Origin of the sequence: Paenibacillus sp. 1-18, from assembly GCF_000520755.1 — a bacterium.
Lineage (GTDB): Bacteria > Bacillota > Bacilli > Paenibacillales > Paenibacillaceae > Paenibacillus > Paenibacillus brasilensis.
Genome location: NZ_ASSB01000320.1, coordinates 40,048 through 62,384, shown reverse-complemented (window position 1 = coordinate 62,384; position 22,337 = coordinate 40,048). Strand labels below are relative to the sequence as shown.

The 22,337-nt window shown below is 48.1% G+C and carries 17 protein-coding genes and 2 pseudogenes; 17 read left to right on the top strand and 2 right to left on the bottom strand.

Annotated features, from left to right (window positions below; genetic code table 11):
• From L693_RS28385 to L693_RS0120600, 12 genes and pseudogenes are all read left to right on the top strand, one after another.
• Positions 1-1,824 (top strand): endonuclease/exonuclease/phosphatase family protein (locus L693_RS28385; protein WP_331281097.1); only part of this gene is annotated, 1,824 nt, incomplete at its 5' end.
• Positions 1,793-2,431: an S-layer homology domain-containing protein gene (locus L693_RS0120650; protein WP_025719577.1), complete on the top strand. Its 639-nt coding sequence runs from the start codon at positions 1,793-1,795 to the stop codon at positions 2,429-2,431. The genes L693_RS28385 and L693_RS0120650, both read left to right, overlap by 32 nt.
• Before the next feature lie 108 nt (positions 2,432-2,539).
• On the top strand, positions 2,540-2,941 hold the full coding sequence (locus L693_RS0120645) for a VOC family protein (protein ID WP_025719576.1): 402 nt from the start codon (positions 2,540-2,542) through the stop codon (positions 2,939-2,941).
• A gap of 93 nt (positions 2,942-3,034) precedes the next feature.
• The gene (locus L693_RS0120640; protein ID WP_049825238.1) at positions 3,035-3,595 is read left to right on the top strand and encodes a GNAT family N-acetyltransferase; all 561 of its coding nucleotides are present in this window, start codon (positions 3,035-3,037) and stop codon (positions 3,593-3,595) included.
• 202 nt (positions 3,596-3,797) lie between these two features.
• Complete coding sequence (gene aspA, locus L693_RS0120635; protein ID WP_025719571.1) at positions 3,798-5,207, top strand: aspartate ammonia-lyase; 1,410 nt, start codon at positions 3,798-3,800, stop codon at positions 5,205-5,207.
• Between the two features lie 166 nt (positions 5,208-5,373).
• Positions 5,374-5,964 (top strand): restriction endonuclease, encoded by a 591-nt coding sequence (locus tag L693_RS0120630; protein WP_025719570.1) that lies wholly within the window; start codon positions 5,374-5,376, stop codon positions 5,962-5,964.
• Between the two features lie 170 nt (positions 5,965-6,134).
• A complete protein-coding gene (locus tag L693_RS0120625; protein ID WP_025719568.1) occupies positions 6,135-7,139 on the top strand; it encodes a BMP family lipoprotein in 1,005 nt (334 codons plus the stop codon).
• Between the two features lie 26 nt (positions 7,140-7,165).
• A pseudogene (locus L693_RS0120620) lies at positions 7,166-8,831 on the top strand (methyl-accepting chemotaxis protein).
• A 242-nt stretch (positions 8,832-9,073) separates the two neighbouring features.
• Positions 9,074-11,350 (top strand): annotated as a pseudogene (locus L693_RS0120615) (AraC family transcriptional regulator).
• A 127-nt stretch (positions 11,351-11,477) separates the two neighbouring features.
• Positions 11,478-12,485 carry a tripartite tricarboxylate transporter substrate binding protein gene (locus L693_RS0120610; protein ID WP_025719566.1) on the top strand — a complete coding sequence of 336 codons (1,008 nt, stop codon included), beginning with the start codon at positions 11,478-11,480 and terminating at the stop codon, positions 12,483-12,485.
• 48 nt (positions 12,486-12,533) lie between these two features.
• Entirely contained in the window at positions 12,534-13,502 is a 969-nt protein-coding gene (gene kdgT / locus L693_RS0120605) for a 2-keto-3-deoxygluconate transporter (protein ID WP_025719565.1), read from the top strand.
• A 135-nt stretch (positions 13,503-13,637) separates the two neighbouring features.
• Complete coding sequence (locus L693_RS0120600) at positions 13,638-13,991, top strand: hypothetical protein (RefSeq protein ID WP_025719563.1); 354 nt, start codon at positions 13,638-13,640, stop codon at positions 13,989-13,991.
• A 117-nt stretch (positions 13,992-14,108) separates the two neighbouring features.
• Here the strand turns inward: L693_RS0120600 and L693_RS0120595 are convergent, their stop codons facing one another.
• Entirely contained in the window at positions 14,109-14,591 is a 483-nt protein-coding gene (locus L693_RS0120595) for a DUF1641 domain-containing protein (RefSeq protein ID WP_025719561.1), read from the bottom strand.
• A 13-nt stretch (positions 14,592-14,604) separates the two neighbouring features.
• On the bottom strand, positions 14,605-17,547 hold the full coding sequence (gene fdhF, locus L693_RS0120590; protein WP_025719560.1) for a formate dehydrogenase subunit alpha: 2,943 nt from the start codon (positions 17,545-17,547) through the stop codon (positions 14,605-14,607).
• A gap of 692 nt (positions 17,548-18,239) precedes the next feature.
• Here fdhF and moaA point away from each other — a divergent pair.
• The 5 genes from moaA to L693_RS0120565 are packed head-to-tail and all read left to right on the top strand — an operon-like array spanning position 18,240 to position 22,280.
• A complete protein-coding gene (gene moaA / locus L693_RS0120585) occupies positions 18,240-19,253 on the top strand; it encodes a GTP 3',8-cyclase MoaA (protein WP_025719558.1) in 1,014 nt (337 codons plus the stop codon).
• A 38-nt stretch (positions 19,254-19,291) separates the two neighbouring features.
• Positions 19,292-20,104 (top strand): formate dehydrogenase accessory sulfurtransferase FdhD, encoded by an 813-nt coding sequence (gene fdhD / locus L693_RS0120580; protein WP_025719557.1) that lies wholly within the window; start codon positions 19,292-19,294, stop codon positions 20,102-20,104.
• A 45-nt stretch (positions 20,105-20,149) separates the two neighbouring features.
• Positions 20,150-20,398, top strand: coding sequence for a MoaD/ThiS family protein (locus L693_RS0120575; protein WP_025719556.1), 249 nt, complete (start codon positions 20,150-20,152; stop codon positions 20,396-20,398).
• Positions 20,399-20,456: 58 nt separating this feature from the next.
• A complete protein-coding gene (locus L693_RS0120570; RefSeq protein ID WP_025719554.1) occupies positions 20,457-21,161 on the top strand; it encodes a molybdenum cofactor biosynthesis protein MoaE in 705 nt (234 codons plus the stop codon).
• Positions 21,162-21,200: 39 nt separating this feature from the next.
• Positions 21,201-22,280: a thiazole biosynthesis adenylyltransferase ThiF gene (locus L693_RS0120565; RefSeq protein ID WP_025719553.1), complete on the top strand. Its 1,080-nt coding sequence runs from the start codon at positions 21,201-21,203 to the stop codon at positions 22,278-22,280.
• Positions 22,281-22,337 lie beyond the last annotated feature (57 nt).

Sequence of the window (22,337 nt, the reverse complement as noted above, 5' to 3'; positions counted from 1 at the left end):
CCGGCTGGCCCCCAGCCAGCAAGCACACGTCTGATGCAGGATGATCGCAAGCTGACAGTCGCTTCGTTCAATGTGGAAAACTTCGATCCTGGTGATGGACAACGGATTGATCAGCTTGGGCAGGCTATCGCCGTGAATTTGAATCATCCAGATATCATAGGGCTGCTGGAAGTTCAGGACAATAACGGTGAGAAGGATGATGGCACGACAGACGCTTCTGAAAGCTTCCGCGTGCTTATAGAGTCGATTCGTGCTCATGGAGGACCAGAATACGCCTTTACGGATATTGCCCCTGAAAATAATAAGGATGGCGGCGATCCCGGCGGCAATATCCGCGTCGGCTTTCTCTATAACCCGCAGCGTATCACGCTGACGGATAAGCCTAAGGGAGATTCAGTCACGTCTGTCACCTACGGTGCACAGGGGCTTTCTCCCAATCCGGGTCGGATTGATCCGCTGAATGCATCATTTGATGGTTCTCGGAAGCCGCTGGCTGCTGAATTTGAGTTTGCAGGCCAGCAGGTGATCGTGGTCGCTAACCATTTTAACTCCAAAGGGGGCGATCAGGCACCATTCGGAGGGGCACAGCCGCCTGTGCGAAGCAGCGAAATCCAGCGGGCAAAGATTGCAGCGATTGTAAACGGCTTTGTGAAGTCGATATTGCAAGTAAACCCTAAGGCTAATGTTGTGGTGCTTGGGGATTTGAATGATTTCCAATTCTCGGAAACATTGTCTTTACTGCGAGGACAGGAACTGACTAACCTGATAGACAAGCTGGATGAAAAAGAACGATACTCCTATATTTATGAAGGCAATTCACAGACACTGGATCACATGCTGGTCAGCGTGTCCTTGAGTCAAACATCCGTGCCGGATATCGTTCATATCAATGCCGATTTTAGTGCGTCGGATGGGCGAGTGAGCGATCATGATCCATTGGTTGCACAAATCGAGTTGCCACGCCAAACGGACCAACCATCAAAAGATGGTGGTGGCGGCCGCAATGACGATCATGACGAGGAACAGCAGGAGAACAGGAATAACCCCAATACTGGTAACAGCAGTAGCGGTAGTGCGAATGGAACCCTGAATGGACAGAGTCAGACTGCCATTAGCGACCAGAAGGGAAGCGGCGTATCAGATTCAAATGTGTTGCACGTCAAGACTGTAGTGAGTGGAGCCGAGCAAAATGCACAGAAAAGGGCAGTCGCTCAAGTAGTGGCTGCTGACATACACAACGCAAATCAAAACGGAGCGAAGGGGACACTTGTAATCCGTGCAGGAGAGCAATCGGATGCCAAGGCGTACGAGGTTAATCTAAACGGGGAAGCCTTGGAGGCCATTCTGAACGAACACATTCGCAGCCTTCGATTGGAGACGCCGCAGGGTGGCTATGAAGTAGCAACAGGTCGCTTGTCTCTTCAAAAGCTGGCTGACACCTGGCAGGTGCCTGTAAAGCAAATGACCTTGAGCTTTGCCATCGCTCCGAATGAAGAACTGGCTAATCGGCGGGCTATTCCGGTAGGGCGCAAGCTGTTACAGGCTGTAGATATCGCGGCTGAACTGAGCAGCGAGGATGGGCGCAAACAGTTGTTGACAGGTAATGTAGTAGACTCGGGTAATGGATATGAACGCTATCTGTTACGTGTTCCTGTAGGAGCCGATGCAAGCTGGCTTGCTGTAGTGAAGATATTGACCAACCAAGGCACCCAGTTGTCTTATCACCCAGTTCCTTTTCACGTTTCGGGTGAGGAAATAAGCGTGTACGGACGTTCGGGGGGGGACTTACGCTGTGCTGGATGGAGGTGCTTTTGGGGAAGATAAATCGTTCAGTGATATATCTGGTCACTGGGCACAGCAGGACATTACACGACTAGCAACTCGTCTGGTTGTGGCGGGGGCTGTTCCAGCAGCATACACGGCAAATAAGACAAATGAAATGGACCTGACGAACGTACGCTTTGATCCTGAAGGTCGGGTGAGGCGTTCAGAGCTGGCTGCGATGCTGGTGCGTATGCTTGGGCTGGAGCGTTCAGATCGCACAGTGGTGAGCTTTAACGATGTTCAATCGGAAGCGTGGTATGCGGATGCGGTACGGACCGCAGCTGCTGTTGGGCTGATTAATGGCTATGCCGACGGAAGCTTTCGACCTGATACTCCAGTATCAAGAAAAGAACTGGCTGTGATCGTAGAGCGAGCCCTGCGCTTCGCCGGAAATATTGAAGATACAGCAACAGGAAGTATATCCGTGTCATTACCCGATACTCAAACGATTTCTGCGTGGTCGGCTCCGGCTGTGAAAACCTTGTCTGGATTAGGCATCATGAAGGGAGACGAAAAAGGCTGTCTTGCTCCGACTGCATCCGCAACAAGGGCAGAAGCGGCAGCTGTATTATCTCGGACCCTGGATAAGCTGAAGTGGCAGCAATAGATGATATAAATGTAAGATTGATTGACTTTATACGATAGTTAAGTTATCTTTTGTTGAGAGGTAATGTTTAAAAAATAGAATTTATGATAAATGAAGAGGTGAAATGTCGTGGGAGTAACAGCCAAACAAATTTTTGTGAATTTACCAGTTAAAAATCTGCAGCATTCCATTGATTTTTTTACTGCAATTGGATTTGAATTTAACGCTCAGTTCACTGATGAACATGCAACCTGTATGGTGGTTAGTGAGCATATCTTTGTTATGCTGCTGGTTGAAGAGCGCTTTAAAGCCTTTACTACAAAAGAAATCTCAGATGCAACCCAAAGCACGGAAGCGATTATTGCTTTAGCGGTGGAGAGTCGAGCAAAGGTGGATGAGATTGTTCACAGGGCTTTGGAAGCGGGGGGCAAGCCTTCGAACGAACCTCAAGATCACGGATTTATGTACGGATGGAGCTTTCAGGACTTAGATGGTCATCTGTGGGAGCTCTTTTATATGGCAGAGCAGTAAACAAAACAGTAGCGAAAGTAATAATGAAGTAAAAGAAAAACCATGGAAAAAAAGTAAGCTATCGTAAAGAGGATGGTTTACTTTCTTTTTTATATGCCATCGACTCCATATGGGGGAATCATAGTGCCCAAACAAATAATAGTTCGTCCTATTCAAGCTCTGAACGAAGAACTGGCAGATACACTGGCTCGCTTGTTAATTGACGTGGTAGCAGATGGTGCCTCTATAGGCTTTTTGCCGCCACTGTCCTATACGGAAGCAGCTGCTTATTGGAATAGCGTGCTTGAGGATGGTGTGGTTCTATGGATTGCCGAGAAGGACGGAGTACCTGTTGGCACGGTTCAGCTTCACTTGGCTCAGAAAGCCAACGGTATTCATCGTGCAGAAATTGCAAAGCTTATGGTGCATCCGTCCGGGCGCAGGCTTGGGATTGGGCGACAGTTAATGAAAGCGGCGGAAGAAGAGGCACTGCGTCAGGATAGAACGTTACTGGTGCTGGATACGCGGGTAGGTGATCCTTCCAATCGACTATATGAGTCTATCGGTTTTATAGAAGCGGGCGTGATTCCGGGTTATGCCAGGTCGGCTGATGGTCAGCTGCATGCCACTCGCTATTATTATAAGCCACTGAATAAGCCTCCCGGTCATTGCTAAGTATTTGCCGAATAATCATAGGATATACAGGTAATCATAACTTGTCATAGGATTGTCTAATCTTTTTCCGCGTTTATTCGACTGGAAAAGCACGGGAATGGGAACGTATAATGAAGTGAGGGACTATCCCAAGGTCTCTTTATGTCAATTTGGCTGGTCTGGATTGAAGATCGTAGCACACACAGCGGAGGAATCGAAGAATATGAGGCTGGAGCATGATTTTTTAGGTACTAAGGAAGTGCCGTCAGACGCTTATTATGGTGTACAAACGCTGAGGGCAAAAGAAAATTTTCCAATTACAGGCCAACGGTTGCATCCTGAGTTAATTAAGGCCATGGCGATCGTCAAAAAGGGAGCAGCAACGGTAAATATGGAATTGACCCGCTTGCATCGCCCCAAAGCTGAGGCCATCATCCAGGCAGCTGACGAAATTATTCAAGGGCAGTTGCATGACCATTTCATCGTCGATCCGATTCAGGGCGGCGCAGGTACGTCTATTAATATGAATGCAAATGAAGTGATTGCAAACCGGGCGCTGGAGCTTATTGGCAAGCAGCGTGGAGAGTATCTGGAGATCAGTCCGAATAACCATGTCAACATGGCGCAATCGACGAACGATGCTTTTCCTACGGCAGTCCATTTGGCTGTATTAAGTATGATTGACAAGTTGCTGGTCACCATGAGTGAGCTTCAAGAAGCGTTTTCCCGTAAGGCGAAGGAATTTGACAGTGTGATTAAAATGGGTCGAACCCACTTGCAGGATGCGGTGCCGATTCGCCTGGGACAGGAGTTTCAAGCCTATGCGCGCGTGCTGGGCCGTGATATCGGACGCGTCCGTGCGACCAAGCAGCATCTGCTGACGATTAATATGGGGGCGACTGCGGTCGGTACTGGTTTGAACGCAGACCGCCGTTATATTCAGCGTGTTGCTGAGGTGCTGGCAGAGATCAGCGGCTTCCCTCTGGAAGCTGACGAGAATCTCGTGGATGCAACACAAAATACGGATGCCTACACCGAAGTATCTGCTGCGTTGAAAATTTGTATGATGAACATGTCCAAGGTGGCAAATGACATTCGCCTGATGGCCTCTGGGCCGCGTGCTGGTCTCGGAGAGCTGAGCCTGCCCGCTCGTCAGCCGGGATCATCCATTATGCCAGGCAAGGTCAATCCGGTGATGTGTGAGGTCATTAACCAAATTGCTTTTCAGGTCATTGGAAATGACCATACCATTTGTTTGGCTTCTGAGGCAGGGCAGCTGGAGCTGAATGTAATGGAGCCTGTGCTTGTCTATAACCTGCTGCAATCGCTGGAAATTATGAAGCAGGGCTTCAACGTCTTCCGCGTTCATTGTGTGGATGGAATTGAAGCCAATGTAGAACGTTGCCGTGAATATGTGGAGAACAGCGTAGGTATTATTACAGCACTTAATCCTCATCTTGGATATGAGGTTGTATCCCGTATCGCACGTGAGGCAATTACGACAGGAAAATCGGTACGTGAACTATGTTTGCTGTATAATGTTCTGACCGAGGAAGAACTGGACATTATTTTGGACCCATATCAAATGACTCAGCCCGGGATCGCTGGAGAGTCTTTACTGAAGCGTGAATAATTTTGCGGAGATAGAGTTTAGACAGCTTTGAGGCAAGACGAAGATAGGCCCCGTCGAATCTGGCGGGGCTTTTATGATGCTAACATGTGAACCAGGCGTAACACCAAGGACTTAGCAGTTAGGGATTATGCGGCTGCATGTTTTATTGTAGAAAAGGGGAAGAGGAATGTTGCTGGAGCAATTATCCGCATACAAGGAATTAGGGATAGGACTCATTGTAGTCCTCGTATTGCTTGCACTTATCATTAGGGGAGTCATACGGGGGCGCCGGAATCGGATTTTACGCGATCTGGACCCACGTAAAATCGGAATTCAGGACATTGATCGTATGGAGGACGGCTCGGAATTTGAGCTTTATTTGCAGCGGCTACTATCGGCCCTTGGTTATAAGGACATCTATAAAACAACTGGCAGCCGGGATTTTGGAGCGGATTTGGTTTTTACAGACCGTGAAGGCGCCAGAGTGGTAATCCAGGCCAAGCGCTATGGCATACAACATCCGGTAGGATTAGGCGCGGTGCAGGAAATTTACACCTCCATGCGTTATTATGCGGCAGACAAGTCTGTCGTGATTACCTCCGGGCGTTATACGGATTCCTGTAAAACACTTGCTGCTGTGAACGGAGTCAAATTATTAGATCGCAACGATTTGGTGGACATGATTGATTTGTTCAAGACGAAACGCCGCGAGGACGTCATGGATCTAATAGAAAGTAAAACTGAAGTGATTGCCTCCAAATGGAGTAAAACCAAATAGATTTGGGAACTGATTGTTAGGCGATGTTGTTCAAGCCTGGTGATCAGTTCTTTTATTTTCACATTAATAAAATAGAAGAACTGAATTTACAGAAATTATCATGGAAAAATATGCTATTACAACCGATATAAAATTGTTGGGGATTTCCAAATTATGCTGAGGTGATTGTCATGAAGAAGCGAGCTGTATTATTAACTTTTAGGTGGATTCCCATGGTCATCATTTTTGCATTACTGCTGGGTGCATGTGGGCAATCGGCAGCACAAACCAAGGCCCAGCCTATTAAGGTAGGGATCGTACTGTCAGACATTGGTCTGGGCGACCAATCTTACAGTGATGCTGCTTTTCGAGGCTTGATCAAGGCTCGGGATGAAGGGAAAATCGTTTTTGAATACCGGGAAATATCTGAGACCAAGACGTATGATGCTGCTTTTGAACAGCTTGCACAAGAAAAAGCTGATTTGATCATTGGATTGGGTTACATGGTGAAAGACAGTCTGGAGACCGCAGCCAAAAAATATCCAGACCGTAAATTTTTAATCGTGGATGAAAAATCGGATTTACCGAATGTGGCCTCCATCACCTTTAAAGAAGAAGAAGGCAGCTTTATGGCCGGAGTCGTTGCAGGTTTGACGAGTCGCACGGAACAGGTAGGCTTTATCGGAGGCGTGGAGTCTCCGTTGCTGAAAAAGTTTGAGGCTGGATATCGCGCCGGGGTCCAGTCGGTGAAGCCTGATGCCAATGTCACTGCTACATATGCGGGAGATTTCGGGAAGCCAGAGCTAGGCACGGAAATTGCACGTGATATGATCAATCAGGATCGGATTGATATTATTTATACAGCAGCAGGGCTTACAGGTGTAGGTGCGCTTCAGGAGGCACAAAAACAGCAAAAATTTGCTATCGGGGTCGACAGCGATCAGTTTTTTATTGCGGAAAAGGCGGTAGTTACCTCAATGATAAAAAATGTGGACGTTGCGATATATAAGACAGTTAAAAGCTTTGCAGATCATCAAAGAAAATTTACGGACAAGAATATGGTGTTCGGTCTTGCGGAAGAAGGCATAGGTTTGGCGCCCATTCGTATCGTGACACTGAATCCGGACCAGCAAAAGTTGTTGGAGGATTTGAGGGAAAAAATCAAGTCCGGCACACTTACTGTACCTACCCAATAATTTTTGCAAACGGAGGATGAATGCTGATGAAACTGCAAGGTAAACTGGTGTTGAACGCGATGGTTTCTCTGATTGCTTGCCTAGCTTTAGTGGCATATATTATTTTCGAACTAATCCGTATTAACTCACAAAGTAGTAATCTTGTTCCGGCTATGTTGAATGTCCAGCAGCTTAATGCTTATTTGATTCAGTCGGGGCAGGCCTTACAAAATTATTCTTCAACCATTTCTGAGAGCAATAAAGCCGATGTGCTAAACCAACTGACTCAGTCTGAAAAAAACGATTGCTGTGCTTTCACAGGACATGATGCAGACCGAAGCGCAGCAAAAGCGTTTGAATACGATTAAAACTAAATTCAGCGAGCTGAAGGCAGCAACGGAAAAAGCAATGAACACTCAGAACAGCCCAGAGTCCAAGCGGGAGGCCATGCGTGTACAAGGGATTCAAAACGATGTGTTTATGCTGGACCTGCTGACCAAGGCACGATATGACGAATACACAGAGGACTTGACCAAGAGCATACGTTTTACCTGGCAATTGGCCTTGGCAGGTGCAGTTCTTCTTATGGTGGCGGTCGGGCTATATAATACATATACCTCCAGGCAGCTTGCCCTCAGAACCCGCAGGTTAACGGATGCTGCGAAGCAAATTGCCGAGGGGAATTTGACTGTGCAAATCGCCCAAACGAAGGGACGCGATGAACTGGATGATCTGAACGAATCGTTCCGGGTCATGATTGGCAACTTGCGTAACATCGTCCTTTCCATTGACCAGGCGGGTAATCGTGTTGATCTAATGGCTCGGGATATTGACCAGCATAATGAAGCGATGAAGGAAATTGTGACCCAAGTCAGCACGTCAACAGAGGAGATGGCGATAGGCAGCCAGAAAATTGCCGAGGATCTGTCGACGACGGTTGGCGTTGTGGACGAGATGCAGCAGAAATTCGAGGCCAATCTGCTGGAGACGACGCAGTCGACTACGTATAGTGAGGATGCGTTGCGTGCCATTGAGCAGGGTACGCAGGTCATGAACGATCAACTGCGCATCGTTGTGGAAGATCGTTCAGCGATGGCTGAGGTGGAACAAACGGTCAAGGAGTTGGAGGCCAATGCAGCCGAGATTACAACCATGACCGGCTACGTATCTGAAATTGCCAGCCAGACGTCGTTGCTGTCCTTGAATGCTTCCATTGAGGCCGCGCGTGCAGGTGAAGCGGGAAAAGGCTTTGCCGTCGTAGCCAATGAAGTGAAAAAATTGGCAAATCAATCGGAGTCCGCTGTCAAGCAAATTTATACCGCTGTTGAGCGTATTATGCAGGCCATGAATAAGGTGAAGACTTCTGTGGCGCAAAGTCAGGAGCTGTTCCGTGAGCAGGAGAAGGCAACCTCCTCTACCGGAGAATCATTCACAGAGATTAGCGGCAAAGTGCAGCAAATTGCTGGCCAAGTCAGAAAGCTATCGACAGATATGAATGTTTCGCGAGAACTAAGCGTACAGGTGCAGCAAGCTATTGAAAATATGAGTGCTATCACTCAGCAGTCTGCCGCAGGAAGTGAAGAAATTACGGCATCCACGGTGGAACAGAAACGTTCCTTTGAGGAATCGGCTGAGAAGGTGAAAGAGCTTCGTCAGATTCGTGAGGAGATGCAGCGCGAGCTGGATCGTTTCCAGATGGAGAAGACGAGCTGATCAGTGGGGGATTGTCTGAGTTTTTGTTAAACAATGAATATAGGCAGTTGAAAAGAAGAAGTCTACCCTTGCCAAGGAGGACTTCTTCTTTTTTTGATTTTAAGGAGTGGTTTCTCTGAAGTTCCATTTTACAGAAGCAGGGAATTCCCTATCTGGTGTCAAATAGATTTAATTAGAGCTTGTTATTACATCTATATCCTGAGCAAGACAAGAAGGAAGCCCGGAAGGATGAAGTTACGGGAATGCTGCGACTTAAGCTACGACTAATGCTGAAAAATAAACAGACAAGACTGATTCTGGTGCTTACTCTATGCGTTTCGCTCGTAATCAGCGGGATTGGCCTGCTATCCTATTCAAGATATCGTGAAGGCTTGGATACCGAGTTGAACACACCTAATATAGAACTGCTGCAAATTAATCTGGATGTGACCAATCGTGCGTTTCGTGAGTCTGATAACATGGCACTTGATGCGGCTTATCATCCTGATGTGGAGGCCTTCGCTCGTGTCCAGGCAGATGGAAAATCGGTATCCAATCATGCCTCCATTATCAAACGGCTTCACAAATACTTGAAAGCCCTTTCTTCACACGAAGAGATTTGATTCAGTTGAGGTGATCTCATTGGAGAATCATGCTCTCGTATCCAGCAGTTACGGCTTCTTGCCTGATTGGAAACAGGCACCAGATACCACTTGGGTCCCCTGGATTCAGGACATTCACAGAAAACCGTTGCTGATTAAGCGGAGGTGGTATGGCACCGACCCCCAGCATGGAACCGTAGAGTTGCTTTCGCTCGCCAGGCCCATAGTAGAGGATGGACAGGTGATCGGTGCGGTACTGATCAATCTGGATTACGACCGTTTTTTCTCTAAACTTTATATTCATTTATCGAACTCGCAATACGTGTATGACCTGGAAGGGGAACTGATCTATCCCAAGCTGAGATCGTCTGTACCCTTAAAGGAAATGGAGGGGGTTTTGAAAGAACTGGACGTGAGTCCATATGCTTATGTAGAGATAGGGAGCATGGAATATATGGCGAACCAGACCTTTTCTGATGTAACGGGCTGGCGCTTGGTATCACTCGTTCCTATGGACAAGCTGCTAAAAAATGTAAAGCTGGCTCGCAATATGATGCTGTGGCTGGCCTTTATCTCTATACTGGCTGGGTGCTCAGCGGTCTATTATTACAAATTATGCGGCTTTTCGCCCCATGAAAAAGATTAATAGCCTGCTAAATTCGGGCCATAAAGGAACGCGCCAAGGAGGGTTGTACGACCTGGAACCTGTGATTAGCAAGCTGGTTGTAGAGTTCCACCGCAAATCACTGGTGGTAGAGCGAAGCCTGCCAGAGCTGCCCACGTGGGCCGCAAGTTTTCCAGAAGAGGATAAAATGCTGCTTAAGTATGCGCTGAACAATATCTTGCTGGAGACGCTGGAGCCTTACTGGAAAGCGGTAAGCGCCCCGGATGAGGAGAGTGGCTTTGTTGTGCTGCTACAATTCAGCGAGAGGGCATACGAAGCTGGTACGGAGGCTGCTGTCCAAGAGGGCATTGTGCTTTACAAAAGTGTAGCTAGGCTAATTCAGGTTGTCGGTGAGCATCTTCCTTTGACAATTTCTATTGGAGTTGGTCATGTAGTCAGAAACATTCAAGAGGCGCGGGAGTCCTTTATAAAAGGAAAAGAGGCCCTTAACTTGCGTTTGTATGAGGGATATGGACGTTCATATCCAAATATGGATTGCAACATATGCGTAGAAAAGGATAACACAGCGGATGTGCTACCCAAGAAGCAGGCTCAGGATTCAACGATGCTGGACGATCGGCGTATTGAAATGATTCGTGCTCTGGAGTCACAGGCACCGGGTGCAAGTGCCAAGTTGATGGGCCAATGGGTAGAAGAACTTCGTCTTCACAGGATAGACCCAGTCCAAGTTTACCTGTCTGTCCATGAATTGCTGGAAGATTTACTAAAATGGTGTGCGGCCCAAAGTGTGACACCGCCGGACAAGCTTGCCGATTACCATTGGAATCAGATTCTGACGCAGGATCTTCAAGACATTGAGGCATTGCTGGTCAACATTCTGACGAATATGGAAGAAAAATGGAATGGTCGCAGACGATCCAAGGATTTTGTACGTGTGCAAGAGATGATTGATTATATGGAGCATCACCTGCATGTAAACATAGGGCTTCAGGAGATTGCGGATCACGTTCGCATGAGCGTGTCTTCGGTAAGCAGCATGTTCAAGGAAGAGACGGGGAGCACCGTTTACGACTATTTGACTGGACTACGTATGAAAAAAGCATGTACATTACTGTGCGAAACCCAGCTGAAAAAATAGTGAAATTGCAGATCAGGTCGGGTATCGGAATGAGAACAGCTTTATTCGTGTATTCCGCAAGCATAAACAGGTGACCCCGGGAAAATTTCGGGAAATCAGCAAATGTTCCAATGAATATGCAGATCGACCAAAAGGTCAATATGCTGGTGTTTTAGAAGATAAATACGAAGATTAAGCGATAGCTGTGGCCCTCCACGTTGCGGTACATTGGCTTCATGTAAGCGAAAAACATGCCGAAAACGTTGGGGGGGAAAGCGGGTCTATGTTGGGCCCGGTCTATTTTTTGGAAAAGAGGGCACGTAATGAAGAAAAAGTCATTGCAAAAATATGTGTTGGTTGCGGCAGGAGTAGCTATGCTTTCTGCCTTGAGTATCAGTGAATATGTGGATCACCGTACCCTGCTGGATCACAGCAGTACATTTCCTGCGAAGCCCATTACGCTTGTTGTTCCTTATGCGGCGGGGGGCGGTATAGATATTACTGCTAGAGCGCTGGCAAAGGCCGCTGAAAAGCATCTCGGTCAGCCGATCATTGTCGTTAACCGGACAGGCGGCGGCGGCTCCGTTGGGCTGATGGAGGGGGCCGAGGCGCAGGCGGATGGCTACACCGTAACGTATCTGGTTGCGGAGCTGACGACGTTACCCCATTTGGGGCTGCTGCCGCTCACCTATGAGCGCTTTAAGCCGCTGCTTCAAACCAATATGGACCCTTCTGCTATTACGGTCAGGGCGGATGCGCCATGGAAGACAGCGGAGGCATTTCTGGAGGATGCAGGGGCCCATCCCGGTAAGCTGAAAATGGGCAATGCAGGCACAGGGAGCATCTGGCACCTCGCTGCCGCTATGCTGGAGCAGAAAAGCGGAGTCCGCTTCACTCACATCCCTTATGAAGGAGCGGGTCCAGCTGTTTCTGCTTTGATGAGCGGCTTCGTGGATGCTGTACCCGTTAGTCCCGCAGAAGTGAAAACATATGTGGACCAAGGGAAGCTTCGCATACTGGCGATCCAGGCAGACACCATTTCGGAAGCGTTTCCAAATGTGCCGACCCTACAGCAGGCCACTGGGCTGCGTGTACATTTTATTGGCACTTGGAGGGGGCTGGCTGTACCCAAGGAAACACCGGATGAAATTGCCCGAACGCTAGCAGATGCACTGATCAAGGGCACGAAGGACGAGGAGTTCAGGGAGGAAATGCGTAAGCATGGATTAGGATTGCGTGTCAAGGATGCAGAGGCATTCGCACGGCAGCTGAAGGAGAGCCATGATACCTTCGCAAAACTGATTCCCGATCTCGGCTTGAGCCGCAAGTAAACCGGTCTTGTTTTTGCATTGGCAAAAACGAAAGGGCTGAACGAAGTTATGAAAATTAAACAAAATATTGATAAAATTCCAGGGGGCATAATGCTGGTGCCGCTGTTTATCGGCGCACTATTTCATACGTTCACTCCATGGGCAGGAGACTACTTTGGATCTTTTACCAAGGGGGTGATGACGGGGACAGTAACGATTTTGGCCGTGTGTTTTTTTTGTATGGGTGCTTCCATTGATGTGCGGGCAACGGGTACGGTATTGCGTAAATCAGGCACGCTCGTATTGACTAAAATCGCAGTCGCCTGGGTGGTGGCGATCATTGCGTCCAGACTGCTGCCTGTGGGTGGTGTGGAAAGCGGGTTGTTTGCTGGTTTGTCCGTGCTGGCGCTGATTTCCGCCATGGATATGACGAACGGCGGGCTGTACGCCTCGATTATGCAGCAATATGGCTCCAAGGAAGAGGCAGGAGCATTCGTGCTGATGTCCCTGGAATCAGGCCCATTGGTGACGATTTTGGGCAGTACCGGATTGGCCGTTTTTGAGCCGCAGACATTTGTCGGCGCGGTATTACCATTTTTGGTCGGATTTGCATTAAATAATCTGGATCACGATTTTCGCAAATATTTTGGTAACGCAACGCAGGCCCTCATTCCATTTTTCGGCTTTGCACTTGGCTGCTCCATTGACCTGAGTGTCATTGTCCAAACAGGCGTGCTTGGTATTTTTTTGGGTATCTTTGTCATTATTATTACAGGTATTCCACTGATTCTGGCGGATAAATATATCGGCGGCGGCAATGGTACAGCAGGAATTGCAGCCTCCAGTACGGCAGGTGCAGCGGTAGCTAACCCGGTTATTGTCGCCAGCATCAAGCCTGAGTTTCTGCCTGTGGCGCAATCAGCAACGGCATTAGTTGCGGCTTCGGTGATTGTGACTTCCATTTTGGTGCCTATTCTGACGGCTTATTGGGCTAATTATATGAAGCGCAAGGGCGAATCCCAGGCTCAGGGCCTGTAAATCCGGGTGCGAACGTACCTAAATAAAGTTTCCATTACCCGGGAAATGCTTTTGCGGATAGACTACATTTCCTTGCATCACAAAACTTGTCCTAAAACGCTCCTGCAAACATACATATGTAAGCAGAGGAGCGTGATGGATTTGGAAAACAAGGTACGTCGCTACTATCAGTTAAAGCAGAAGCAAAAAGAAATTGAAGGCGAGCTGAGTGATCTGCGTAATGACATTACAAATCATTGCGCCCAACAGGGAGTGGCAGATTGGGAAATTGGCAGCTACCGGGTCAAGGTTGTGCAGCAGCATCGTAAGGAATATGATCACACCAAGCTGTATGATGCACTACCTGATCCACAGCTATGGCGCTTGTTTTCCAAGCCGGATACTGCGAAGCTTACCAGCTTGCTTAAACTGAAGGTCATCGCCGAGGAGCAAATAAAGGATGCTGTTTCTCTGAAAACGGTGACGCTGTTGCAGGTAGACAAAAAATAAATAAAAGAGCTGACCCCGTTTTCGGAGCCAGCTCTTTATACCTTATACTAAGATGTTCCCTGTCAATAACTATCCAGCCATTAATTCTCTGGTCGCTTCAGCTACATGCTATATTAGCTATTTATTGGATAATCCTTTTCCCATTCCTTTAAGAAAATGAATGCCAAAGCCCATCGCCCGGTTTACATCCGGGTCATTTAGTGCCTTCATAAGATCGCGCAGCCGAGTCTTTTTGTTCTGCTGTAGATGCCCTTCGGCTTCGTTCAGTCCTGAAGTCACGCAGCTTGCCAGCTTGTTCATCAGCTCGGGGTCTACCTCGGACAGCATTCCAGCAGCACTCATCAGATTGTTGATGATATTCGTTACAGGCTTGCGTGTCGCTTGTCCCACAGCGATTTTGGCGATGCTTTCTTTGGCTTTTAGCATAGACTGTGCTGCTTCGAGAAGACCGCTGTCGTGCAGCTCACGTACAATTTCGAGCGTCTTCTGCAATGCCGCCCCGTTGTCCGCCAGATCAGCAGTAAGCTGATCCAGCGATTGCTTTTGTCGTTCTTCTGTTGTCAAAACACGTTTTCTCACAATTGAAATAGGCTTAGCCATGGGTCCGACCTCCTTATTTTTGATCCACCAAATCGACGTAACCGGGACGATTCCACTTACGGTCCACTTCAACCCCATCTTGCGGATGCCGTTTTTTGTAACGTGGATTGATACGCGGTAGCGGATTTTGACCGTCTGCCTCCAAAATTTCCATCCGAACCTTGGCTTGTTTATAGGCAGGTGTGCGGGTAATCACGTCGAATGCTCCGCCGGTTAGCAGATTTACAGCTCCATCATGGCTGGTGGAGTGCATAGGTACATAAATTTCAGTTCCCTGTACCCGATCCGTGACCAGAACACGCAGCTTGACCGCGCCATATGGCGATTCCAATCGAACGAGCGATCCGTTCTTGACTCCGCGCTCCTCAGCCAATTCGGGTGACACCTCCACGAATACTTTGGGTAGCTTGAGCTGGATACCTGCTGATTTGGTTGTCATATTTCCTTCATGGAATTGCTCAAGCAGTCGACCGTTATTTAAGGTCAGATCGTATTCAGTCGGGTACTGTTTCGGGGGTACATATTCGAAAAGCCCCAAACGCGCTTTTTTATCCGGAAAATTAAATCCATTGGTATGCAGCAGCGGTGTATTGCCGCCATCTGGTGATCCCCAGTGAAAGCTGTTCCAGCCTTCCAATACATCATAATTACATTGGGAGAAGAATGGGGTCAGCGACGCCATTTCCGCAAAAATTTCACTCGGATGGCTATAATCCCAATCAAAGCCCATATGCTTGGCGAATTGGCTGAAAATCCACCAATCCGGTTTGCTGTCTCCTACAGGGCGAAGCGCCTCGTACAATCGCTGTACACGACGTTCGGTATTGGTGAAGGTTCCGTCTTTTTCCAGTGAAGGTACGGCTGGCAAAATGACATCAGCGAATTCAGCTGTCTTGCTCAGGAATACATCCTGTACGACCAGGAAATCCAGATTCGCCAGCATGTCCTGGGTGTGGTTGGAGTCCGCATCCACCCATGCCATCTCTTCTCCAGCGATATACATCGCCTTGAGCTCACCAGTTTCAATGGCCTCCAGCATTTGTATGTTGTCCAGTCCGCGTTGATCCGGAATTTGTACGCCGTAGGCCGCTTCAAACTTGGCACGAACGGCATCGTTTGTCACCGGCTGATATCCTGGGAAAATGTCCGGCATGGTGCCCATGTCAGCAGCACCCTGAACATTGTTATGTCCGCGAAGTGGATAAGCGCCTGCACCCGGACGCATAAAGTTGCCAGTCACCAGCAGCAGGTTGGCAATCGCAATCGAAGTGTAAGAGCCTGCGATGTTTTGCGTCACTCCCATGCCCCAGCAAATGGCTGTGCCGTCGGCTTCATGAATCATGGTAGCCACTTGAATCAGCGTCTCTTTGGAAATGCCAGTTTCCTGTTCGGCAAATTCCAGTGTGAAGGTCTCCAGCAATTTCAAATATTCAGGATAGAAATTTACATGTTCTTCAATGAATCTAGCATCATGCCAGTTTTGGTCGATGATGTATTTGGCTACAGCAGATAACCATACATAATCCGTACCTTGCTTCGGTCGGATGAACAGATCTGCGCGATCGGCCATTTCGTGCTTGCGCAGATCCACTGAAATCAGCTTTTGACCATGCAGCTTATGCGCGCGTTTGATGCGGGTAGCCAGCACCGGATGTCCTTCTCCTGGCGCACAACCGACCAGTATGACCAAGCCTGCTTGAGCAATGTCTTTAATCGTACCGCTGTCTCCGCCGATGCCTCCGGTGTATTGCAGCCCCCATGATGCAGGAGATTGGCAATATCGTGAGCAGTTATCGACGTTATTCGTCTGGAAGACCTGACGTGCCAGCTTTTGCATCAGATAATTTTCTTCATTGGTAAATTTGGACGAGGAAATAAAGCCGAGCGCCTTGCCGCCGTAGATTTCTTTAATAGCTCCCATTTTGCTGGCCATCAGGCTCAGTGCTTCTTCCCAGGTTGCCTCCACAAGTTCGTCCCCTTCACGAATTAAAGGTGTGGTCAAACGCTCATCGCTGTTCACAAAATCCCAGCCAAACTTCCCTTTGACACATGTGGATATGCCGTTGACAGGCCCCTTAGAGGTAGGTTGTACCTTTAAAATTTTGCGGCCTTTCGTCCATACCTCAAAGCTGCAGCCTACGCCGCAGAATGTGCAGACGGTTTTCGTTTTTTTCGTACGGGTTTCACGCATCGCTGCTTCCACCTCGGAAATGGCAAATATCCCGCTATAGCCTGGCTCCACTTCCTTGATTAGATCCACCATCGGATTTAATAAATCCTTATTCATACCGCTCATGAAGCCTGCTTCTCCCAGCATGGATTTCTCCATCAAGGCATTGCATGGGCAGACCGTTACGCATTGGCCACAGCTGACGCAGGAGGAATCATTAATTGCGACTCCGTCATCCCATTTGACGCGAGGACGTTCAGCTTCCCAGTCCAGAGACAGCGTTTCATTGACCTGAAGGTTTTGGCATACCTCTACGCACTGGCCGCATGCTATACATTGATTGGGATCATAGCGGTAAAAAGGATGGGACATATCCACTTCCGTCGGGTCGACTTTCGGTTGATACGGATATTTTTGATGTTCAATTTCCATCAGCTCTGCTGTATTATGCAAAGTACAATTACCGTTGTTGTTATCGCACACCGTGCAGTAGAGAAGATGGTTTTCCAGCAATCGGTCCATGGCCTCTGTTTGAGCCGCTTTCGCGCGATCCGAGTGTAAATGAATATTCATTCCATCCGCAGCCAGTGTCGAGCAGGAACGCATCAGCTTTCCGTCCACTTCGACGATACAGGTGTCACAAGTGCGGATCGGATCAACTTCGGGAACATAACACAGTTGGGGATGGGCAATGTCGTTTTCGTTAATGATTTCAAGAATTGTTGCACTGTTTTTCGCTTTCAGTTCCTGTCCGTTTAATGTAATTTTGATTGTATTATCAAGCACGGTTCAGGCTCCTTTCAGATTTTAATTTTAAAAATTAGGAATAAAAAACTCCACCATAAACACAAGTGCTTATGATCAAGCACTTGTGTTTATGGTGGAGTAGTACCCAAGCTCTAAGTCCTGGAGGCCAATCCGCCATGGGAGTATGTATTAATAACAAGCAGCACGCACCGTTTGTATATCAATAGCCTATTCATCATTTAGATATGTCATTTTCTGCATGTCATCTGGTGTAACTATAGCGTAAAATTTAAGATAGTTCAACGGTACATTATTAAAATTTTTAATTGAGGATGATTATCGCTTGAAAAATTCAAAAGTCATTGACAAACGTTCGGGGATTGCTAACAATAGGAGTGTAATCTATTGCAGAGCATTCGTGAATGGAGTGTACGTGGGTAATCGCGTATATTTTATTTGTCGCAGCGCTTGTTAGTTTGATTTTTCTATATCACATGATGGAGGATTCGTAAAATCCTGATGTAGATAAATTAACCGGCATTGGCAGATTCTTCGAGTTTCAAAGGCGAAGAAGTTTTTGCGATGCCGGTTTTTTGGCTATTAAGCTGAAATCAAGGCTCATATCAAGCACCACTGCATAGGCGGAGGGTGCTTGATCGCTGTTGCCCAGATTTCTGGAATGAAGCATCCGTTGTAGAAGTCTATAACGATGACAGATTGAGGTGAACGTAATGGCAAACCGCAGCGACGATCAATGGAATCGTCCGTTACGGGACTTGAGAATATCCGTTATAGACCGATGTAATTTTCGGTGTCGGTATTGTATGCCGGAAGAAATATTTGGGCACGACTATCCGTTTTTGCCAAAAGAAAAAATATTAACCTTTGAGGAAATTACACGCCTTTCCCGTATTTTTGTCTCGCTTGGCGTTACGAAGCTGCGCATCACGGGCGGTGAGCCGTTGCTGAGAAAGGACTTATCCTCGCTCATTCATTCGTTAACCGGGCTCGAAGGGGTCGAAGATATTGCAATGACGACGAACGGCGTATTTTTGCCTAAATATGCTGCGGCACTTCGAGAGGCTGGACTGACGAGAGTGACGGTTAGTCTGGATTCGCTTAATGATGACCGCTTCCGCCGAATGAATGGGGGCAAAAGCAGCGTAAAGGCCGTGCTGGATGGTATTGATGCTGCGGCTCAGGCAGGGATGCAGGTGAAAATAAACATGGTCGTGCAAAAGGGCTTTAATGATCAGGATATTGTGCCTATGGCCGACTATTTTCAAAGGAAAAAGCATATTTTGCGTTTTGTTGAGTTTATGGATGTAGGCAACACCAATGGCTGGAAATTGGATCAGGTCGTTTCCAAGCAGCAAATTCTTCATACCATTCATGAGCAAATGCCGCTGGAGCCCGTCCCGCCCCAATACACGGGCGAAGTGGCGACGCGTTATAGATATCGGGACAGAGACGGGGAAATCGGCATTATTTCGTCTGTTACGGACGCCTTCTGCTCCACATGTACACGGGCGAGAATTTCTGCCGAAGGCTCCTTGTACACGTGCCTGTTTGCCTCTCAAGGGTACGAGCTTCGTGCGATGCTGCGTTCCGAACAGTCTGATGATGAGATTAGAGCTTACATTGAGCGTATTTGGAGAGGGCGTACCGACCGCTACTCAGAGGAACGGTTGACCCATACGCAGCAAGTGTCGTCCAAAATTGAAATGTCACACATCGGCGGGTGAACCGAAGAGCGCCTGCCAGAAACAAGGGAGTTGAGCACATGGAAAAGCCGGCTGAGGTAAAACGCGAGATTCTGCGTTATCACGACGGTCAAATCAAGCGTTTTGAGGACATTGTGGTGACGGAGCATCCGGTGACAATCAAAATCAATCAGCAGGAATTTGCCACCATGGTTTGTACACCGGAGTATGTGGAGGATATGGCAGTAGGTTTTTTGGCCTCTGAAGGCGTCATTCAACAGTACGATGATATCGAAGATATTTGGGTTCAGGAGAAGGAAGGGTTTGTTCATATCAAAACCCGTCGGATGAACGAGTTTTATCAAAACTTTCATTCCAAACGGTATATTACTTCCTGCTGCGGGAAAAGCAGACAGGGCTTTTACTTTGTGAATGATGCTAAAGTGGCCAAAAGAATGAATGACACCCATGTGACGCTGTCGTTTGACGACTGCTTCCGCCTGATGAATTTAATGCAAAGTTCGGCACAAACGTTTCGGGAGACCGGCGGGGTTCATAATGCCGCATTATGTGACAAAAACGGGATCATTCTATCGAGAATGGATATCGGCCGCCACAATGCGCTGGATAAAATTTATGGATATTGCTTGAAAAATGATATTGTATTACACGATAAAATTATTGTATTCAGTGGACGCATTTCGTCTGAAATCCTGCTGAAGGTCGCGAAGATTGGCTGTGAAGTCGTTTTGTCCAAGTCGGCTCCCACTGAGCTTGCGCTTGAATTGGCTGAGGATCTGGGGATTACTACAGTCGGTTTTATAAGAAGTCATTCGCTGAATGTGTATACGCATCCTGGGCGGATTGATGAACTCGTTGAATCTAAAATATAATATGGAAATCCTCAATATGTACCTGAAAAGGGGTGAACATGTGAAATGAAATATCATATTCAAGTATTTGCAGGTCTTGCGGAACTGCTGGGAGGGCCGATGATTACGGTGCCTACTGATCAGGAAACGATGACCATTACCGCGTTAAAAAGCTTGTTGTCTGAGCGTTTCCCTGAGGCTGCCGCCCAGTTGCAAAGCTCTTTTGTTGCCAGAAATCAAGCCTACGCCGCTCTGGAGGATGTAGTAAGCATACATGATGAGATTGCGATCATTCCACCGGTTTCAGGAGGGTAGAATTTCATTGCAGGCTGGTTAAATTCGACAGATTAGATACAAAGGGGGCCAGATGCATATGCAGTACCGTATTCAACTATGCACGGCTATGGCGGAGCAACTTGGTGACGTAATCACGTTGGAGTTTTCACAGGAAACGGTGACGATTGCAGACATTCGAAAAGGGCTGTATGAGCAATATCCCGAAGTGGCTTCACAGCTACAGGGTTCTTTTTTTACCCACCATAAAAGGCTGGCTTCTCCAGACGAGCTTGTTCTTCCATCAGATACCATTGCTCTTCTTCAATCGGCGCCCGGAATGGAAACGGTCATTTCCAAATGTGGATTATTCGCGATCACATACGACCCGATTGATGCCGATGAAGTAGCCTCCAAGGTGCACGACCCTTCTCATGGAGCCTCGTTGACCTTTAATGGGACGACTCGGGAATATACGCAAGGTCAGCGAACTGTGCTGCTTGAATATGAGGCGTATGTCCCGATGGCGATGAATACGATGAAGCAAATTGGTGACGAAATTGCAGCGCGTTGGCCGTCTACACGTACTGCAATTACACATCGGCTTGGCACAGTGAGGATTGGGGAGACCAGTGTGGTGATTGCTGTTTCTGCTGCACACCGCGATACTTGCTACGAAGCCAGCCGCTATGCCATTGAACAGTTAAAGCAAATCGTACCGATTTGGAAAAAGGAAGTGTGGGAGGACGGCTCAGAGTGGAAGGGGCATCAGCTGGGTGGCTGGAACCCTCATAATACCCAATAGCTTCCGAATGAGAACGAGGACAGGGGGCGTAAATCAACGATGTCAGAAATGAACAAGGACCAGAAAACGGATGCTGATGTACAAGCGCATACGCATGCGTCTCATGCCCGTTATTCCAGACAGGAACTATTCTCGAAAATTGGAACGGCAGGCCAGCGAAATATCCGCAGTAAGCACGTGTTAATGGTGGGTGCTGGTGCACTGGGGACCGCCAATGCGGACATGCTGGTGCGAGCGGGCATCGGACGGCTGACGCTGGTAGACCGTGATTATGTAGATTGGAGCAATCTGCAACGCCAGCAGCTTTATGACGAAGTGGATGCCCGTGAACATATGCCCAAGGCGGTGGCCGCTCAGAAGCGATTGCAGCAAATCAATTCGGACGTGGACATCCGTGCGCTAGTCCGGGACGTATCGTTAGAGGAAATCGACGATATCGCAGCAGGGGTGGACCTTATCGTAGATGCCACCGACAACTTTGAGACACGTCTGCTTATGAACGATTACGCGGTCAAGCACCGAATCCCCTGGATTTACGGAGCGTGCGTAGGCAGTTATGGGACAACCTTTACCATCGTGCCGGGGCAGACACCATGCCTGCATTGCCTGCTCGGAACTGTACCACTCGGCGGTGCGACCTGCGACACGGTTGGTGTGATTAGCCCTGCTGTACAGATGGTAGCGGCTTACCAAAGCGGCGAGGCATTGAAGCTGCTCACCGGGGACGATTCAGCCTTGCAGAGCAAGCTGGTTTCCTTCGATCTGTGGAGCAATCAGCATCAAGCGATCCATATAAGCGCCATGAAGAAAGCCGATTGCCCGACATGTGGTGAGCATCCGGTGTATCCCTTTTTACAATCGGAGCATCAGGCTAAAACGGCTGTCTTGTGCGGACGAGATACGGTTCAAATTCGCCCGGCCCCGGGGGCTGTACGTGATCTGAACGAAGCGGCCCGCCTGTTATCCCGTCAGGGGGGCAAGGTGGAGCATAATCCATACTTGGTATCCGTTGTTATCGGGACGCATCGAATCGTTCTTTTTCAGGATGGACGCCTCTTAATCCATGGCACGAAGGACATCGCCGAGGCGAGATCTATTTATCACAAATATTTGGGTTAGCCAAATAGATTTGAACCTTTATGTGATGTAGATCGTCATCTCATTTCGGAATTTACA

What these genes read in the sequence shown, in the direction of transcription:
- L693_RS0120640 (WP_049825238.1), top strand. Translation starts at nt 3,035, where the DNA reads ATGCCATCGACTCCATATGGGGGAATCATAGTGCCCAAACAAATAATA.
- aspA (WP_025719571.1), top strand. Translation starts at nt 3,798, where the DNA reads ATGAGGCTGGAGCATGATTTTTTAGGTACTAAGGAAGTGCCGTCAGAC.
- L693_RS0120630 (WP_025719570.1), top strand. Translation starts at nt 5,374, where the DNA reads ATGTTGCTGGAGCAATTATCCGCATACAAGGAATTAGGGATAGGACTC.
- L693_RS0120625 (WP_025719568.1), top strand. Translation starts at nt 6,135, where the DNA reads ATGAAGAAGCGAGCTGTATTATTAACTTTTAGGTGGATTCCCATGGTC.
- L693_RS0120610 (WP_025719566.1), top strand. Translation starts at nt 11,478, where the DNA reads ATGAAGAAAAAGTCATTGCAAAAATATGTGTTGGTTGCGGCAGGAGTA.
- kdgT (WP_025719565.1), top strand. Translation starts at nt 12,534, where the DNA reads ATGAAAATTAAACAAAATATTGATAAAATTCCAGGGGGCATAATGCTG.
- L693_RS0120600 (WP_025719563.1), top strand. Translation starts at nt 13,638, where the DNA reads ATGGATTTGGAAAACAAGGTACGTCGCTACTATCAGTTAAAGCAGAAG.
- L693_RS0120595 (WP_025719561.1), bottom strand. Translation starts at nt 14,591, where the DNA reads ATGGCTAAGCCTATTTCAATTGTGAGAAAACGTGTTTTGACAACAGAA.
- moaA (WP_025719558.1), top strand. Translation starts at nt 18,240, where the DNA reads ATGGCAAACCGCAGCGACGATCAATGGAATCGTCCGTTACGGGACTTG.
- fdhD (WP_025719557.1), top strand. Translation starts at nt 19,292, where the DNA reads ATGGAAAAGCCGGCTGAGGTAAAACGCGAGATTCTGCGTTATCACGAC.
- L693_RS0120575 (WP_025719556.1), top strand. Translation starts at nt 20,150, where the DNA reads ATGAAATATCATATTCAAGTATTTGCAGGTCTTGCGGAACTGCTGGGA.
- L693_RS0120570 (WP_025719554.1), top strand. Translation starts at nt 20,457, where the DNA reads ATGCAGTACCGTATTCAACTATGCACGGCTATGGCGGAGCAACTTGGT.
- L693_RS0120565 (WP_025719553.1), top strand. Translation starts at nt 21,201, where the DNA reads ATGTCAGAAATGAACAAGGACCAGAAAACGGATGCTGATGTACAAGCG.